We start from the raw sequence: 16639 nt of genomic DNA on the forward strand, positions 1-16639 counted from the left end.
TCAGCCCTGGTACTGCGCGTCGTTAACGGGCTCGAGCCAATCCACGGCTCTGCCCTCCAGCGCCTCTTGGAGGGCCAGGTGAACCATGGGGGCCTGGTCGGTGGCCCCGTGCCAGTGCTTGACCCCTGGCGGAATCCAGACCACGTCCCCTTCCCGGAGGGTCTCCTTGGGTCCGCTCTCCTCCTGTACCCAGCCTGTCCCCTCCAGAACGATGAGGGTCTGCCCCAGGGGATGGGTGTGCCAGTGGGTGCGGGCCCCCGGGGCAAAGCGCACCCGGGCCACCCGAACCCGAGCCGGTGGCGGGGCTTCCAGAAGGGTTTCCACCTCCACTTGCCCGGTGAAGTAAGCAGGGTTGCCTGCGGTCTTGGGGTGGGCTCCTTTTCGGTGTACCTGGAGCATGCTTACCTCCTTTCAGCGTATCAGCGTACCCACTCTACCCGCACACGGCCCGCTTCCAGGCCTTGTCTTGGGGTTGCCGGCTCGAGCACTTCCCCACACCGGACCCGGGTGGGGGCGCTGTAGTGTGGTTAAGCGATCCCACCTTTAGGCGGTGCTTCCACGTAGGTCATCCGCTCCAACTCTTCGGGGTAGCGCTCGCCCACGACCTGAGTGGAGGCTTCCTCTAAGGCTTGTAGGTCCTCCGCTGAGAGCTCCAAGCCAACTGCCCCGATATTCTCCTGAAGGCGGTGAAGCTTAGTTGTGCCCGGAATCGGCACAATCCAGGGCTTCTGCGCCAGCAACCACGCAAGGGCAATCTGTGCCGGGGTGGCCCCTTTCTGCTCGGCCATGCGTTGCAGCAGGTCCACCAAGGCTCGGTTGGTTTGGCGTGCCTCTGGGCTAAAACGTGGAATCCGGCTCCTAAGGTCAGAAGGGGCAAACGAGGTGCTTTCGTCAATCGCCCCGGTCAGAAAGCCTTTGCCCAGTGGGCTATAGGGAACGAAGCCGATACCCAACTCTTCACAAATGGGCAAAATCTCTGCCTCCGGCTTGCGCCACCAAAGCGAATACTCGTACTGCACCGCGCTTACCGGGCACTCAGCATGGGCCCGACGGAGCGTCTGGGGGCCCGCCTCGGAAAGGCCGAAATGCTTCACCTTCCCCTCTTCTATCAGCTCCTTGACCGTGCCCGCCACATCTTCAATAGGCACCTTGGGGTCGACGCGGTGCTGATAAAGGAGGTCTATGGCCTCCACCCGCAGGCGCTTGAGAGAACCTTCCACCGCTCGCCTAATCTGCTCAGGGCGACTATCTAAACCGTTGGCGGGGCTTGGGCGACCATCTTTATCGTATTGGAAACCGAACTTGGTAGCGATGACCACTTGTCCCCTAAAAGGCTGCAGCGCCTCGCCCAAAAGCTCTTCGTTTAGAAAGGGGCCGTAGACCTCAGCGGTGTCAAAGAAGGTTACCCCTAACTCCACGGCTTTACGGATCAGGGCGATCATTTCCCGCCGCTCCGGCGAGACGCTGTAGCCCCCCGTCATGGTCATGCAGCCCAGTCCGATGGCCGAGACTTCCAAGCCGCTACGGCCGAGTTTCCGCCTTTTCATGAACATCCCTCCGCTTTAGTCTGGAAGCCGATACTGGCACAGCCGCTGCACAGTGCTTGGGTCACGGTGATCTAAAAAAAGGCTGCTCCCCGTATCCAAAAGAGCGATGGCATCCATATCAGCCGGCGTTAGCTCAAAGTCAAACACGCTAAAGTTTTCCTCTATGCGCTCCGGACGTGCAGATTTGGGGATCGCGATGATCCCACGTTGAAGCAGCCAGCGCAAGACTACTTGAGCCACGGACTTTCCATGCTTTTCTGCTAGGGAACGCAGAAGGGGGTTTTGGAAGAGGTTGTTCCTCCCTTCGGCAAAAGGAGCCCAGGCCATGTGCTGCACGCCGTGTTCCAGCAAAAATCGCTGGGTGGGCCCCTGCTGGTAAAAGGGATGGGTTTCCACTTGGTTGACGGCAGGCACCACCTCGTGATGCAAGATGAGGTCCATCAAGCGATCCGGATGAAAGTTGCTGACGCCGATGGCCCTCACGCGCCCCTCGTGGTAAAGCTCTTCCATTGCCCGCCAGGTTCCGTGGACATCGCCGTAAGGCTGATGGATTAAGTAGAGGTCCAAGTAGTCCAGACCGAGGCGCTTCAGAGAGCGTTCAAAGGCGATTTTGGCTCGCTCATAGCTGGCATCCTGAATCCACAACTTGGTCACGACGAAGAGGTCCTCTCGGGGAAGGCCGCTTTTACGAATGGCCCGGCCCACCGCTTCTTCGTTCTGGTAAGCCGCCGCGGTGTCAATCAATCGGTAACCCACCGCCAGGGCGTGGGAAACCGCCCGCTCACATACCTCCAAATCCGTGATCTGGAATGTTCCGAAACCCAAAATGGGCATCTCTACACCGTTGTGGAGTGTTGCCTTGTGCACGGGCATACCTCCTCTTAGGGTTCCAACAGCACCTTGATGGCCCGGCGTTCGTCCATGGCTCGGTAACCTTCCGCCACTTGGTCCAAGGGCAGGGTTAGGTCAAAAACGTGGCCAGGCTGGATACGCCCTTCTAGCACATCCGTCACCAGCTCAGGCATGTAGGCCCGCGTGGGGGCTGGCCCGCCTGCCACCACTGCGTTTTTAAAGAAGGTAGGGGTGGCAGGTATGCCTGCATGGTGTGGTACACCAACCCGCCCGATGGCCCCGCCCGGCCGCACCATCTCCACAGCCATTTCCACGGCCTCTTGGGTGCCTACGCACTCCAGAACGGAATGGGTTCCAAGGCCCCTGGTAAGCTCCCGCACACGCTCAACCGCGGCCTCGCCGCGCTCGGTAACCACATCGGTAGCTCCAAAGGCCCGTCCTAGGTCGAGGCGGTCGGGGTGGTGTCCGAGCAGGATGAGTCGCTCTGCCCCTAGGCGGCGAGCCGCCAGCACACCACATAGTCCCACAGCGCCATCACCAATCACCGCGACGGTCTTTCCGGGAGCCACACGAGCCGTTACCGCCGCGTGATGGCCGGTGCCCATCACGTCGGTAAGGGTAAGAAGGTGGGGGAGAAGTCCTCGGTCTTTTTCGGTTACCGGCACTTTGAAGAGCGTGCCGTCGGCATAGGGTACCCGTATTGCCTCCGCCTGGGCTCCGCCTATACCTGGGGAACCGAAGAAGCAAAGGTGCTCGCACGCGGTGGTTAGCCCTTCTTGGCAGAGTTCGCAGCTTCCGTCGGAGATAGCAAAGGGCATGAGGACCACATCTCCGGGCTTTAGGGTGCGCACCTCAGGGCCAACTTCCTCCACTACCCCTACAGCTTCGTGCCCCATGGGCCGTCCGCCCTCCGGGATGGGGTCAAATCCTCGGTAGGGCCAGAGATCTGAGCCGCAGATGCAGGAGACCAAAACCCGGATAATGGCGTCCGTAGGTTCCTGAATCGCGGCGTCAGGCACATTTTCCAGCCGAACGACTTTGGGTTCATACATCACTGTGGCCCGCATATTCGCCTCCTTGTTTTAAGATGGCCTTTCTCTTCCCCGATGTGTTGCCCGATTCTCCGGAGTTTTTGCCTGATTCTCCGAGCTTGGCTATGATAAGGCCGTGTTGGTCGGCAGCAAGGCTCAGGTGGATAGCCTGGTGGAAAGGCTTTCTCGCTATGCAAAGGAAGATGGCAGTTTCCCCTTACCTTTGCCCGGGGTCTACGTGTACCGGAACTCCCAGCGGGAATCCGAGGTCCGGCCGGCGCTGTACGAGCCCGCGGTTTGCCTGGTGGCCCAGGGAGCCAAGGCGGTCTTCTATGGGCAGGAGATGGTGCGATACGACCCGGCCCACGTCCTCATCAGCGCGCTAGACCTGCCCCTCAAAGCCCAGGTTCTCGAGGCTTCCCCTACGCGACCTTTCCTCTGCTTGAAGCTCGTTCTGGATCCCGTGGAGGTGGCGGAACTGGCGGCCAGGGTTTACCCAGAAGGAGTTTCCCCTGGCGAAGCGCATCCGATCTTCGTAGGAAAGACCACCCCTGCCCTTCTAGACGCCGCCTTGCGGTTTTTAAAGGCGTTAGAGGAGCCCAGCGAACAAAAGCTTCTGGCCCCCCTCTACCGGCAGGAGCTGCTTATCCGCCTCCTGCAAGAAATCCCCGCTTTGGCCCGGCTCAGCCTTTTGGACCCCCACTTGCGCCGCGTTGCTCGGGCTGCAAACTACATCCGAGCCCACTTCCGTGAGCCCCTGGATGTGCGGGCTCTGAGTCAGCTGGCCCACATGAGCGAAAGCGCTTTTTACGAGCACTTTAAGCGCGTAACCTCCCTAACCCCGTTGCAGTACCAGAAAGCCTTGCGCCTGCAGGAAGCGCGAAAGCTTCTCTTGGATGGACTTTCTGTGGCGCAAGTGGCGCGGGAGGTGGGCTACGCCAGCCTCTCCCAGTTTGCTCGAGAATACCGCCGTTTCTTCGGTGCGCCCCCCTCCAGGGATAGCGCCAGGCTGCGGGAGCAAGGTGGGCTGGTTGGCTCGCAGGCTGGATGAAAAGCGCAGCCCAGGCGGGTTTAGCCGCTCACCTTTTCCCGTTGCTTCTCGGCTAGGTAGAGCCAGGTCTCGAGCACGCTGTCGGGGTTGAGCGAGATGCTCTCGATGCCCTGCTCTACCAGCCACAGCGCGAACTCGGGGTGGTCGGAGGGGCCCTGGCCGCAGATGCCGATGTACTTGCCCATCTTCTTGGCCGCCCCGATGGCGCGAGCGAGCAGGAACTTCACCGCCTCGTCCTGTTCATCGAAGAGCTCGGCTACCAGCCCCGAGTCGCGGTCGAGGGCCAAAGTGAGCTGGGTGAGGTCGTTGGAGCCGATGGAAAATCCGTCGAAGAGCTCCAGGAACTGCTCGGCCAGGATGGCGTTGGAGGGTACCTCGCACATCATGATGAGCTTCAGGCCGTCTTGGCCGCGCTCGAGGCCGTGGGACTTCAGGACCTCGATCACCTGCCGTGCCTCACCTACGGTGCGTACGAAGGGGACCATGATCCATACGTTGGTCAGACCGAACTCGTCCCGTACTTTTTTGAGTGCCTGGCACTCGAGCGCGAAAGCTTCAGCAAAATCGGCGCTGCGGTAGCGTGAGGCGCCCCGGAAGCCGATCATGGGGTTTTCTTCCTTGGGCTCGTAGAGGCTGCCGCCCAGGAGGTGGGCGTACTCGTTGGACTTGAAGTCCGATAGGCGCACGATCACGGGGTGGGGCGCGAAGGCGGCGGCGATCATGGCCACACCCTCGGCCAGCTTTTCGCGGAAGAAGTCGGCGGGGGAGGCGTAGCCGGCGCTGCGCCGCTCGATCTCGGCCTTGAGCGCGGGCTCGAGGCGCTCGTAGTCCAGCAGGGCCTTGGGATGGATGCCGATGACGTTGTTGATGATGAACTCCAGGCGCGCCAACCCCACCCCGGCGTTGGGCAGGTTGGCGAAGCTGAAGGCCCGCTCGGGGCTGGCGACGTTCATCATGATCTTGACCGGGATCTCGGGCATCTTGTCGAGCTCGATGCGCTGGAGCTCGAACTTCGGCGCCCCGGCATAGACCCGCCCGGTGTCGCCCTCGGCGCAGGAGACCGTCACGGTGGCGCCGTCTTGCAGCACGCGGGTGGCCTCGCTGGTGCCCACCACCGCCGGGATGCCCAGTTCGCGGGCCACGATGGCCGCGTGGCAGGTGCGCCCGCCCCGGTTGGTTACGATGGCCGCGGCCCGCTTCATCACCGGCTCCCAGTCGGGGTCGGTCATGTCGGCCACCAGCACGTCGCCCGGCTGCACGCGGTTCATCTCCTTGGGCGAGTGGATCACCCGCACGGGGCCTATCCCGATGCGCGAGCCCACCGCGCGGCCCGTGACCAGGATTTCGGCCCCCTCGCTCATGCTGAAGCGCTCGATGACCCGCCCGCTGCGGCTTTGCACCGTCTCGGGCCTGGCCTGCAGGATGTAGATCTGCCCGTCCAGGCCGTCCTTGGCCCACTCGATGTCCATGGGGCGGCCGTAGTGCTCCTCGATTAAGAGGGCCTGGCGGGCCAACTCGGTCACCTCGGCGTCGGACAGCGAGAAGCGGCGGCGCTCCTCGGGGGAGGTCTCCACCGTTACCACGCCATTTTCGCCGTAGACCATCTTCTGTAGCTTGCTGCCCAGGCTGCGCTGGAGGATGGCCTTTTTGCCCGCGCGCAACCCCGGCTTGTAGACGTAGAACTCGTCGGGATTGACCGCGCCCTGCACCAACATCTCACCCAGGCCCCAGCTCGAGGTGATGAAGATCGCCTCGCGGAAGCCCGATTCGGTGTCGAGGGTGAAGGCCACGCCGCTCGCGCCCAAATCCGCGCGCACCATGCGCTGCACCCCCGCCGAAAGCGCCACCTCTTCGTGGGCGAAGCCGTGGTGGACCCGGTAGGCGATGGCCCGGTCGTTGTACAGCGAGGCAAAGACCTTCTTTATATGCAGCAGGACGCTATCCACGCCCTTGACGTTCAAGAAGGTCTCCTGCTGACCGGCAAAGCTGGCCTCGGGCAGGTCCTCGGCGGTGGCCGAAGAACGCACCGCGACGGAAAAATCAGCGCCGGACTGGCGCTGAAGGCGGATATAGGCGTCTACGATGGCTACCTCGAGGTCTTTGGGTAGCTCAGCGGCCTCTACGGCAGCTCGGATCTGCGCGCCTACGCGGGCTAGCTCGTCCACGTCGTCGATGTTCAGACCTTCTAGGGCTTTGCGGATGCGCTCCTCGAGGCGGTTGTGGGCCAGGAATTCCCGGAAAGCCAGCGCGGTGGTGGCGAAGCCGCCCGGCACCCTTACCCCGGCCTGGGAGAGCTTGGCGATCATTTCCCCGATGGAGGCGTTCTTGCCCCCTACGTGCTCGAGGTCTTTCATGCTGAGGGTGTCGAACCAGCGAATGTAGGCCATGGGCTTCCTCCTGGGATCCAGGGTGCACCAATCGGTGGTGTGTAAAAAGCTGGGCCGGGGTTCTTGTGTACACCGTTACGGGCTTTGTAACAACAACACCTACACTATCTGACCGGGGATTTATGGCCCCTTGATACCGGATTCAAAAAGATCCTCTTCAAAACCAAACCCCAGAGGCTATCTTTTTGAATCCCAGAGCACACCCTTCGGTCGACCGCCCCGCCAGGGCGGGGCGGCGCCACCGAATCTGGTATTACATTGAAGCCATGGACCAGCGTTCTCGAGCGGTGTTCATCGTTTCCGACCACACCGGTCTGACCGCCGAGGCGGTGGCCCGTAGCCTGCTGGCCCATTTCGAGGGGGTGCGTTTCGAGTACTTAACGCGCCCCTTCACGGACACCGAGGCCGAGGTGCAGGCGGTGGTGGAGGAGATCAACGAGCGTTACCGCAGTGGGGGCGTGCGGCCCATCCTCTTCACCACCCTGACCAATCCCCGCCTGCTGGCGCAACTCGAGACCGCCCCTGCCCTGTTCTTCGACCTGTTCACGCCCTATCTGGGCGTGCTCGAGGCCGAGTTGGGCCAGCCCACCACCCCCCGGGTGGGCCGCTACCACAGCATCGGCGACGTGAGCGCCTACTTCACCCGTATCGACGCGGTGGACTTCGCCCTCACCACCGACGACGGGGTAGGGGAGAAGCACTACCAGCTCGCCGACGTGATCCTGATCGGGGTCTCGCGGGCGGGCAAGACCCCCACCTGCCTCTTCCTGGGCCTGCAGTACGGCATCCGCGCCTCCAACTACCCCCTGGCCGAGGACGACTTCGAGCGCCAGCGCCTGCCTGAGCCGCTGAGGCCCTACGCGAACAAGGTCTTCGGCCTGACCATCGACCCCCGGCGGCTGCACCAGATCCGCACTCAGCGCAGGCCGGGGAGCAACTACGCGGCTTTAGAGCGCTGCGAGTACGAGGTGCGGCGGGCCGAGCAGCTCTTCCGGGCCAACGGCATCCGCTTCTTCGACACCACCGCCGCCTCCATCGAGGAGATCGCCACCGCCATCGTGCAAAGCGCCCACCTGACCCGGCGCATCGGGTAGGACCGAGGAGGGTCTCCCACGGGCCGGCTCACCGCTCCCTACTCCCCACCAGCCGCCGCAACTGCACCAGGAAGGCGGTGTGGCCCACCTGCTGAAACTTGGGGTGGGCGATGGGGGGCCGGATGTCCCACTCGCGGTGGATGACCTCGAGCGTGCGCTCGTGGAGGTAGGGGAGGGCCTGGGCCTTGAGCTGCTTGAGCAGCGTGACCACCTGGGTGAGGTTGGGCAGGTAGCACACCACGAAGCGGTCGGGCTTGAGGGCGGGGGTAAGGGCGGGGAGGACGGCCCAGGGCTCCATCAGGTCGAGGGCAACGCCGTCGAAGGGTTCGGCGGGGGGCTCGAGTTCGGCTACGTCGCCCAGCACCCACGTCACGTTGCTCCAGTCCTCGAAGGCTTGCAGGTTGTGGCGGGCCTTTTGTTGGTGGCGCTCGCGGCTCTCGTAGCTCCAGACCTCCCCGCCGGGGCCCACCGCGCGGGCGAGGAAGAGGGTGAGGCCGCCCGAGCCCGAGCCGGCCTCGAGCACCCGCATCCCCGGGGCCAGGTCGAGCAGGAAGGCGATGGCGGCGGCGTCCTTGGGGTAGGTGGGGGTGGCCTCGCGCGGCATGTGCAGCACGTAGTCCTCGAGGGTGGGCTTGTGCACGCTGAAGGGCTCGCCCTGCGGTGTGGCGACGGTGCGGCCATATCCGGCCCCCAGGACCTGCTCGTGCCGGATGGAGCCCCGCTGGGTGTCGAAGCTGCCGCCCTCCTTCAGGCGGAAGAGGTAATTGCGCCCGCGCCGGTCCTGCAGCAGGACCCACTCGCCGTAGTTCACGAAGGCCAGTCTACCAACCGTGTCCGGGGCGAGGGTCGGCCCCTGAGGAAGGGCTAGAATGCGCTCATGTTTTCGCTGCCGCGCAGCCGCCGCGAGCCCGCCCGCCCCCCCAGCCGCCGCGACCTGGGCCAGTTGCGCCGCCTGCTGGCCTACACGAGGCCCTACCGCTGGGGGTTGGTGGTGGCCGGGCTCGCCAGCCTGGTCTCCACCGCCTTCAACCTGATCTTTCCCCAGGTGGTGGGCCGCTTGATCAACGCCTCCTTCCTCGAGGCCAACCTCGCCCGCCTCGACCAGCTCCTGTTCGTGTTGCTCGGGGTCTTCGCGGGACAGGCCGTCTTCAGCGGGGTGCAGAGCTACCTGGTGGCCCGCGCGGGCGAGGGGGTGGTGGCCGACCTGCGCAAGTCGCTCTACGCCCACCTGCTCACCCTCTCCCCCCGCTTCTTCGAGCGCAACAAGACCGGCGACATCACCAGCCGCCTGACCTCGGACATCGCCACCGTGCAGGCGGTGGTCTCGAGCACCCTCGTCCAGCTCTTCACCCAACCCTTGGTGCTGGTGAGCACCCTGCTGATCCTCTTCCTCACCAACTGGAAGCTCACCGCGCTGATCCTGGCGGTGGTGCCGGTGGTGATCCTGGCGGCGATCTTCCTGGGCCGCATGATCCGCCGGGTCTCCAAGGAGTTCCAAGACCGCGTGGCCGAGGCCAACGCCCGTGCCGAGGAGACCCTCTCGGGCATTCGGGTGGTGCAGTCGTTCACGGCAGAGGGGCTCGAGGCAAAGCGCTATAGCGAGCTGATCGGCAACTCCTTCCGCGTAGCGCTGCGGCGGGCGCTGCTGGGGGCGGTGCTCAACCCCGTCGTCTTCTTCGCGATCTTTGCCGCGCTGGGGCTGGTGCTGTGGTACGGCGGGCGGCTGGTGGTGCTGAAGGAGATCAGTCCCGGCCAGCTCTTCACCTTCGTGCTCTACACCTTCAACATCGCCGCCACGGTGGGCACCTTCACCGGCATCTTCACCCAGATCCAGAGCGCCCTGGGCGCTTCCAGCCGCATCTTCGAGCTGCTCGACGAGCGCCCCGACCTGGTCGAAGCGGTCCAGCCCAGGCCGTTGGAGCGGGTGCAGGGGTGGGTGCGCTTTCAGGACGTGCGTTTTGGCTACGGCGAGCGCGGCGAGGTGCTGCGGGGGGTGAGCCTCGAGGCCAGACCCGGTCAGGTGGTGGCCATCGTGGGTCCCAGTGGGGCCGGAAAGAGTACCCTGGTGGCCCTGATCCCGCGCTTTTACGACGTGACCGGCGGCAGCATCGCCATAGACGGCCTCGACGTGCGGGAGGTCGCCTTGCGCGAGCTGCGCTCGCACATCGGCATCGTGCCCCAGGAGACCCTGCTGTTTTCCGGCTCCATCGCGGAGAACATCGGCTACGGTCGCCCCGGCGCGAGCGAGGCCGAGATCGTCGCCGCGGCCAAGGCAGCCAATGCCCACGACTTCATCAGCGCCTTCCCCGAGGGCTACGGCACCCTGGTGGGCGAGCGCGGGGTGAGGCTCTCGGGCGGTCAGCGCCAGCGCATCGCCATCGCCCGCGCCCTGCTCAAGGACCCCCGCATCCTCATCCTCGACGAGGCCACCAGCTCGCTCGACTCGGAGTCGGAGATGCTGGTGCAGGAGGCGCTCGAGACCCTCATGCGAGGCCGCACCACCTTCGTCATCGCCCACCGCCTCTCCACCGTGCGCCGCGCCGACGTGATCGTGGTGCTCGAGGCGGGCCGGGTGGTGCAGCAGGGTACCCACGAGGAGTTGCTGGCGATGGGCGGCCTGTATCGCGACCTCTACGAGCTGCAATTTCGCGAGGAGGGGGAAGTGGAACCGTTCCGCAGGGCGTAAGCTGGACTGTCGACCCTACTCCTTCAGTGCCTCTTCCAGCGTGTTCCACGCCAGCGTGGCGCACTTGACCCGCGCGTGCAGCTTGTGCACCCCGGCCAGCGCCTTGAGGTCGCCAAGCTCGGGCGCCGGCTCGGCCCCGTCCACGATCATGGCTTTGAACTTACGGGTGAGCTCGAGCGCTTCCAGCGGGGTCTTGCCCTTGATCAGTTCGCTCATCAGCGAGGCCGAGGTCATGCTGATGGCGCAGCCCTGGCCCTGCCAGGCGGCCTCGGCAATGCGCCCGTCCTCTAAGCGCAGGTAAAGCTCCAGGCTATCGCCGCAGGAGGGGTTGACGCCGGGCATCCTCACGCTGGCGTCCTCGAGGGCGCGGAAGTTGAGGGGGTGCTTGTAGTGGCGCAGCAGGATTTCCTTGTAGAGCTCCTCGAGCAGCTTCATTACGCCCCCCTACAGCCAGTCCTTGAAGAACCCCCGTACCTGCTTGAGCCCCTCGACGAAGCGGTCGACCTCCTCGAAGGTGGTGTAGAGGTAAAAGCTGGCCCTGGCGGTCGAGGCCAGGCCCAGCTTGCGGTGCAGCGGCTGGGCGCAGTGATGCCCCGCCCGCACCGCGATGCCGTACTGGTCGAGGGCGCAGGCCACGTCGTGGGCGTGCAGGTTGCCCAGGGTAAAGGCCACCACCCCGCCCCGGTCCTCCCCGCGCGGGCCGAAGGTGCGCACCTCGGGGAGCTCCGCATCGAGGCGCTGGAGGCAGTACTCGACCAGGGCGCGATCGTGCTGCCAGACCTGCTCCATGCCCACGCCCATGAGGTATTCGGCTGCCGCGCCCAGGGCGATGGCCTCGGCGATGGGGGGGGTTCCGGCCTCGAAGCGCTGGGGCGGCCTGGCGTAGCTCGAGCGGTCGAGGTGAACCTCCAAGATCATCTCCCCCCCGCCCAGGAAGGGGGGCAGCTCCCGCAGCACTTCGGCGCGGCCCCACAGCACCCCGGCCCCCGTCGGGCCGCACATCTTATGCCCGGAGAAGGCGAAGAAGTCGGCTCCCAGGGTCTTGACGTCGATGGGCATGTGAGGTGCGGACTGGGCCCCGTCTACCACCACCAATGCGCCTGCGGCTTTGGCCCGGCGGGCCACCTCGGCCACCGGGTTGACCGTGCCCAGCACGTTGGACATGTGCACCAGGCTCACCACCCTGACCCGCTCGGTGAGCAGTTCGTCCAGCGCGGTGAGCTCGAGCCGCCCCTCCGGCGTGACGGGGATGGCTTTGATGCGGGCGCCGGTGCGCCGGGCGACGAGGTGCCAGGGCACCAAGTTGGCGTGGTGCTCCATCTCGCTGAGCAAGATCTCGTCGCCCTCGCGCAGGTGGTGCAGGCCCCAGGCGTAGGCCACCAGGTTCAGCGCCTCGGTGGTGTTGCGCACGAAGACGATCTCCTCGGGCTCGGCCCCGATGAAGCGGGCCAGGATGCGTCGGGCCTGCTCATAGGCTTCGGTGGCGGCGAGGGAGAGCGCGTAGGCTCCGCGGTGGACGTTGGCGTAGGACTCGCGATAGAAGCGCGACAGCGCTTCGATGACGGAGTGGGGCTTCTGGCTACTGGCGGTGGAGTCGAGGTAGACCAGGTCGGGCTTTCCCGCGATCAGCGGAAAGTCCTGACGGATGGACTCGAGGGTAAGGGGCATCTTCGTCTCCCTTCGGGGCCGTAGCTTGAATTCTAACCGCATTTGTCGGGACCGCCATGCCCTGGCCCCCTTCAGCTTAGGCAAGGGAGCCGGGGACTTTTGTCGGAGCTTTTGCTCGGTGGCCTTCTAGACCTCGAGCCAGACCTGCCCGTTCTCCAGCTTGGCCTTATAGGCTTTTACCGGGCGTGGGGCGGGCATGGTCTGCTTGCCGGTGCGGATGTCGAACTTGGCCCCGTGACGGGTGCACTGGATGGTGTAAGCCTCGAGCGGCCCGTCGGAAAGGGGATTCTTGTCGTGGGTGCAGATGTCGGAGATGGCGAAGACCTCTTCGCCCACCAGCAGCAGCAACACCGGGGTCTTCTCGCCCTCCACCCTGACCACCAGGCGGCCGTTCTCGAACTCTTCGGGGGTAGCGACGGGGATCCACATAGCGAAGTCGAGCGCCGAACGCCAAAACCCTCGGCTTGCGCGGCGTTCGGCCTTGGGCATTAGAGCTTGACCTTCTCCTCGATGATCCCCTCGATGTGCTGGCGCAGCGGTTCGATGGGGATGCGCCTGAGCACGTCGGCGAGGTGGGCCTTGACCAGGATCTGCTGCCCGACGTGCTTTGGCAGGCCGCGGCTCATGAGGTAGAACAGCTGCATCGCGTCGACGGGGGCAGTGGAGGAGCCGTGCGAGCACTTGACGTCGTTGGCGCCGATCTCGAGCTGCGGTACGCTGTCGGCGCGGGCGTCGGGGGAGAGCAGCAGGTTGCGGTTGGTCTGGTAGGCGTCGGTCTTCTGGGCACCGGGCTCGAGTTTGATCAGCCCTGCGTACACCGTGCGGCTTTGGTCCTTGGCCGCACCCTTGTAGAGCACGTCGGAATAGGCATGGTCGGCGACGTGGTGCTGGAGGGTGTAGTGATCGACGTGCTGGTTGCCGGAGGTGAAGTACAGGCCCAGCATCTCCGAGTACGAACCGGCTCCCAGCATCTGCGACTGCACCTCGGCGCGGCTGATGGTGGCCCCCATGTTGACGACCAGGTCGTTGAGGGTGGCGTCGCGGCCCAAGTGGGCCCGCTGGCGGTGGAAGTGGTAGAAGCCCTCGCCCAGGGTCTGGATGTGGGCGTGACGCACCCTGGCCCCGCTGCCGAGCACGATCTCGGTGGCCGAGAGGTTGACCGAGGGGGGCACCTTCGGGGGGGAGAGGTACTCCTCGATGTAGACCGCTTGAGCGTTGGCTTCGCTCACGATGAGGGTGCGGCCCACCGACAGCGCGTTGCCCTCCAGGTACTTGAACACCCCCAGAGGCTTGGAGAACTCCACGCCCTGCGGCACGTAGAGAAAGACCCCGTGGGTGAAGAGCGCGCTGCCCAGGGCGGGAATCTTGCTGTTTTCAGGGCGGTTCTGCTGCGAGCCCACCAGGTCGGAGGCGTTCACCGCCTTGAACAGCGCCTCCTGCACCTGCTTGGGGTGGGACTTCAGCGCCTGGTGCAGGCTGGTGAGCACCACGCCCTGCTGGGTGAGTTCCTCGGGCAACTCGGCGTACACCAGCTCAGGCCCCACGAACACCGCGAAACCCGCCAGGTCGGCCTGGGCGATGCGGGCCTGCACCGCTTGGGGCAGCTCCTCGCGGGTGCGCGGGGGCGCGTTGGTGGGCTCCTCGAGCGCCAGCCCCTCGAAGGGGACCTCGGTGATGTCGGTGTACTTCCACTCCTCGGTGCGGGGGGTGGGGTAGGGCAGCTTGGCGAAGGTGTCCCAGGCGGCCAGGCGCCGCTCGAGCAGCCACCGAGGCTCGCCCAGCTTCTTAGAGACCTCGAGCACGAGGTCGCGTGAAAGGGTTGAGGTCAGCTCCATCGTTTCTCCACAGACATGCGTATAGCAAATAGCCGAGGGCGCTAGGCTTTGCCGCCGGCTACCGGCTAGGGGTGGGTTTCAGCCCACCGAACCTTCCATCTCGAGCTCGATGAGGTGGTTGAGCTCGACGGCGTACTCCAGCGGCAGCTCCTTGGCGACGGGCTCGATGAATCCGCGCACGATCAGGGCGGCGGCCTCATCCTCGGGCAGGCCGCGGCTTTGCAGGTAGAAGATCTGCTCGTCGTTGAGGCGGCTTACCGTGGCCTCGTGGCCCACGCTGGCGGTGTCGTCCTCGATCTCCATGTAGGGGTAGGTGTCGGTGCGCGACTCCTCGTCGATGAGCAAGGCGTCGCACTCGACGTTGACCTTGACGTGCTTGGAGCCTTCGTACACCTTGATCAGGCCGCGGTAGGACGAGCGGCCCGAGCCCTTGGAGATGGACTTGGAGACGATGGAGCCGCTGGTGTTGGAGGCCGCGAAGATCAGCTTGCCCCCGGCGTCTTGGTGCTGGCCGCTGCTGGCGAAGGCGATGGAGAGGATGTCGGAGCGGGCCCCCTCTTCGATGAGGTAGGAGGAGGGGTACTTCATGGTGAGCTTGGAGCCCAGGTTGCCGTCGAGCCACATGTGGTAGGCGTCTTTGTGCACCAGCGCGCGCTGGGTCACGAGGTTGTACATGTTGTGCGACCAGTTCTGGATGGTGGTGTAGCGGCTCTTGGCCCCCTCCTTGACGATGATCTCGATCACGCCGGAGTGGAAGGAGTCGGTGGAGTAGGTGGGCGCGGTGCAGCCTTCGATGTAGTGCATCTCGGCGCCTTCGTCCACGATGATGATGGTGCGCTCGAACTGGCCCAGCTCGGCGGTGTTGACGCGGAAGTAAGCCTGCAGGGGCAGCTCCACCTTCACCCCCTTGGGCACGTACACGAAGCTCCCGCCCGACCACACTGCCGAGTTGAGGGCGGCGAACTTGTTGTCCTCGGGGGGGATCACGCTGGCGAAGTACTCGCGGAAGAGGTCCTCGTGCTGCTTGAGCCCCTCCTCGATGCTCACGAAGATCACGCCCAGGCGTTGTAACTCCTCCTTGACCTGGTGGTAGACCATCTCCGAGTCGTACTGCGCCCCCACCCCGGCCAGCACCCTGCGCTCGGCCTCGGGGATACCCAGCCGCTCGTAGGTGCGGCGGATTTCCTCGGGCACCTCGTCCCAGCTTCGGGCGTCGCGGACTTCGGCGGGCTTGGCGTAGAAGTAGATCTCGTCGAGGTTGAGGCCCGAGAGGTCGCCGCCCCACTTGGGCATGGGCTTGGATTCGAAGATCTCCAGCGCCCTCAGGCGGAAGTCGAGCATCCACTGGGGTTCGCCCTTGTGGTAGCTGATAGCCTCCACGACCCGGCGATTCAGGCCCTTCTCGGCCTTGAAAACCGGCTTGACCTCGTCGACGAAGCCGTATTTGTACTCACTGCCTATGGTGGCAACATCGAAGTTATCGGACATCTTTAGGTTCCTCCGGGTAGAGCCAGAAGGCGAAAAAGTGAAAAGGCGAAAAGGTGAAAAGCAGCGGTGAAGCCCTTAGCTTTCCCTTTTGACCTTTTTCCCTTTTCACCTCCTAGCTTTGTAGCCCTTGCCAGCTCTCCGTGCGGGTCAGCTCCCAGCCACGACGAGTTCTTTGACCCACTCGTAGCCCTCGGCCTCGAGCCTGAGGGCCAATTCGGGACCGCCCGAGGTCACGATGCGGCCATCCATCATCACGTGAACCACGTCGGGGATGATGTAATTCAGTAGGCGCTGGTAGTGGGTGATGACCAGCGCGGCGAAGTTGGGGGAGCGCATGGCATTGACGCCCTTGGCCACGACCTTGAGGGCGTCGATATCCAGGCCCGAGTCGGTCTCATCGAGGATGGCGTAGGCGGGCTCGAGGACCAAAAGCTGTAGGATCTCGTTACGCTTCTTCTCCCCGCCCGAGAAACCGTCGTTGAGGTAGCGGCTCAGGATGCCCTCGTCCCACTCCAGCACCTCCAGCGCCTTCTGGAGCTTGCCGTAAAACTCCATCACGCTCACGTCCTCGCCTTTGCGGGCCTGTAGGGCCAGCCGCAGGAAGTTAGCGTTGGTCACGCCGGGTACCTCGACGGGGTACTGGAAGGCCAGGAACAACCCCTTGCGGGCGCGTTCATCAGGCTCCAGTTCCATGATGTTCTCACCGTCCACCAGGATCTCGCCCTTCTCGATGGTGTAGCTGGGGTCTCCGGCGATGATCTTGCCCAGTGTACTCTTGCCCGCTCCGTTGGGGCCCATGATGGCGTGCACCTGGCCTTTGGGGACCACCAGATTCACGCCCTTGAGGATCTGTTCGCCGCCTTCGATAGAAGCGTAGAGGTTCCTGATCTCGAGCTGGTTGGCCATTCGTTTTTCCTCCGCGAGTCTGGTCGGTACGGACTTATTGCAAACCGTTACCGCTAGCAATAAGAGTATAGGGCCTTAACCCTATAATCTCTAG

The 16639-nt window shown here is 64.4% G+C and carries 15 protein-coding genes and 1 pseudogene; 3 read left to right on the forward strand and 13 right to left on the reverse strand.

Annotated features, from left to right (window positions below):
- The 5 genes and pseudogenes from B047_RS0111465 to B047_RS18730 all read right to left on the reverse strand — a co-directional run.
- On the reverse strand, positions 1-399 hold the full coding sequence (locus B047_RS0111465; RefSeq protein WP_018467110.1) for a (R)-mandelonitrile lyase: 399 nt from the start codon (positions 397-399) through the stop codon (positions 1-3).
- A 128-nt stretch (positions 400-527) separates the two neighbouring features.
- Positions 528-1547: an aldo/keto reductase gene (locus B047_RS0111470; protein ID WP_026234837.1), complete on the reverse strand. Its 1020-nt coding sequence runs from the start codon at positions 1545-1547 to the stop codon at positions 528-530.
- Positions 1548-1562: 15 nt separating this feature from the next.
- On the reverse strand, positions 1563-2420 hold the full coding sequence (locus tag B047_RS0111475) for an aldo/keto reductase (protein ID WP_018467112.1): 858 nt from the start codon (positions 2418-2420) through the stop codon (positions 1563-1565).
- 8 nt (positions 2421-2428) lie between these two features.
- Complete coding sequence (locus B047_RS18455; RefSeq protein WP_245533739.1) at positions 2429-3004, reverse strand: zinc-binding dehydrogenase; 576 nt, start codon at positions 3002-3004, stop codon at positions 2429-2431.
- 66 nt (positions 3005-3070) lie between these two features.
- Positions 3071-3466 (reverse strand): annotated as a pseudogene (locus B047_RS18730) (alcohol dehydrogenase catalytic domain-containing protein); the annotation flags it as partial.
- A gap of 100 nt (positions 3467-3566) precedes the next feature.
- Between B047_RS18730 and B047_RS0111485 the strand changes: the two are divergent.
- A complete protein-coding gene (locus tag B047_RS0111485) occupies positions 3567-4481 on the forward strand; it encodes an AraC family transcriptional regulator (protein WP_018467114.1) in 915 nt (304 codons plus the stop codon).
- Positions 4482-4501: 20 nt separating this feature from the next.
- Here the strand turns inward: B047_RS0111485 and ppsA are convergent, their stop codons facing one another.
- Complete coding sequence (ppsA, locus tag B047_RS0111490; RefSeq protein ID WP_018467115.1) at positions 4502-6868, reverse strand: phosphoenolpyruvate synthase; 2367 nt, start codon at positions 6866-6868, stop codon at positions 4502-4504.
- A 266-nt stretch (positions 6869-7134) separates the two neighbouring features.
- On the opposite strand from ppsA, the gene B047_RS0111495 reads away from it, so the two are divergent.
- On the forward strand, positions 7135-7962 hold the full coding sequence (locus B047_RS0111495) for a pyruvate, water dikinase regulatory protein (RefSeq protein ID WP_018467116.1): 828 nt from the start codon (positions 7135-7137) through the stop codon (positions 7960-7962).
- 28 nt (positions 7963-7990) lie between these two features.
- On the opposite strand, the gene B047_RS0111500 is transcribed toward B047_RS0111495, so the two are convergent.
- The gene (locus B047_RS0111500) at positions 7991-8773 is read right to left on the reverse strand and encodes a tRNA (adenine-N1)-methyltransferase (protein ID WP_018467117.1); all 783 of its coding nucleotides are present in this window, start codon (positions 8771-8773) and stop codon (positions 7991-7993) included.
- A gap of 66 nt (positions 8774-8839) precedes the next feature.
- Here B047_RS0111500 and B047_RS0111505 point away from each other — a divergent pair, with 66 nt between their 5' ends.
- On the forward strand, positions 8840-10648 hold the full coding sequence (locus B047_RS0111505) for an ABC transporter ATP-binding protein (RefSeq protein ID WP_018467118.1): 1809 nt from the start codon (positions 8840-8842) through the stop codon (positions 10646-10648).
- Between the two features lie 15 nt (positions 10649-10663).
- On the opposite strand, the gene sufU is transcribed toward B047_RS0111505, so the two are convergent.
- From sufU to sufC, 6 genes are all read right to left on the reverse strand, one after another.
- Positions 10664-11083 (reverse strand): Fe-S cluster assembly sulfur transfer protein SufU, encoded by a 420-nt coding sequence (gene sufU / locus B047_RS0111510; protein ID WP_018467119.1) that lies wholly within the window; start codon positions 11081-11083, stop codon positions 10664-10666.
- A 9-nt stretch (positions 11084-11092) separates the two neighbouring features.
- On the reverse strand, positions 11093-12316 hold the full coding sequence (locus B047_RS0111515) for a cysteine desulfurase (RefSeq protein ID WP_018467120.1): 1224 nt from the start codon (positions 12314-12316) through the stop codon (positions 11093-11095).
- Positions 12317-12442: 126 nt separating this feature from the next.
- Positions 12443-12745, reverse strand: coding sequence for a Rieske 2Fe-2S domain-containing protein (locus B047_RS0111520; RefSeq protein WP_026234838.1), 303 nt, complete (start codon positions 12743-12745; stop codon positions 12443-12445).
- 59 nt (positions 12746-12804) lie between these two features.
- A complete protein-coding gene (gene sufD / locus B047_RS0111525) occupies positions 12805-14151 on the reverse strand; it encodes a Fe-S cluster assembly protein SufD (RefSeq protein WP_018467122.1) in 1347 nt (448 codons plus the stop codon).
- Between the two features lie 78 nt (positions 14152-14229).
- Positions 14230-15639, reverse strand: coding sequence for a Fe-S cluster assembly protein SufB (gene sufB / locus B047_RS0111530; RefSeq protein ID WP_018467123.1), 1410 nt, complete (start codon positions 15637-15639; stop codon positions 14230-14232).
- A 147-nt stretch (positions 15640-15786) separates the two neighbouring features.
- Positions 15787-16545 carry a Fe-S cluster assembly ATPase SufC gene (gene sufC, locus B047_RS0111535; RefSeq protein WP_018467124.1) on the reverse strand — a complete coding sequence of 253 codons (759 nt, stop codon included), beginning with the start codon at positions 16543-16545 and terminating at the stop codon, positions 15787-15789.
- Between the last annotated feature and the right edge of the window lie 94 nt (positions 16546-16639).

This window comes from Calidithermus timidus DSM 17022 (assembly GCF_000373205.1).
GTDB lineage: Bacteria > Deinococcota > Deinococci > Deinococcales > Thermaceae > Calidithermus > Calidithermus timidus.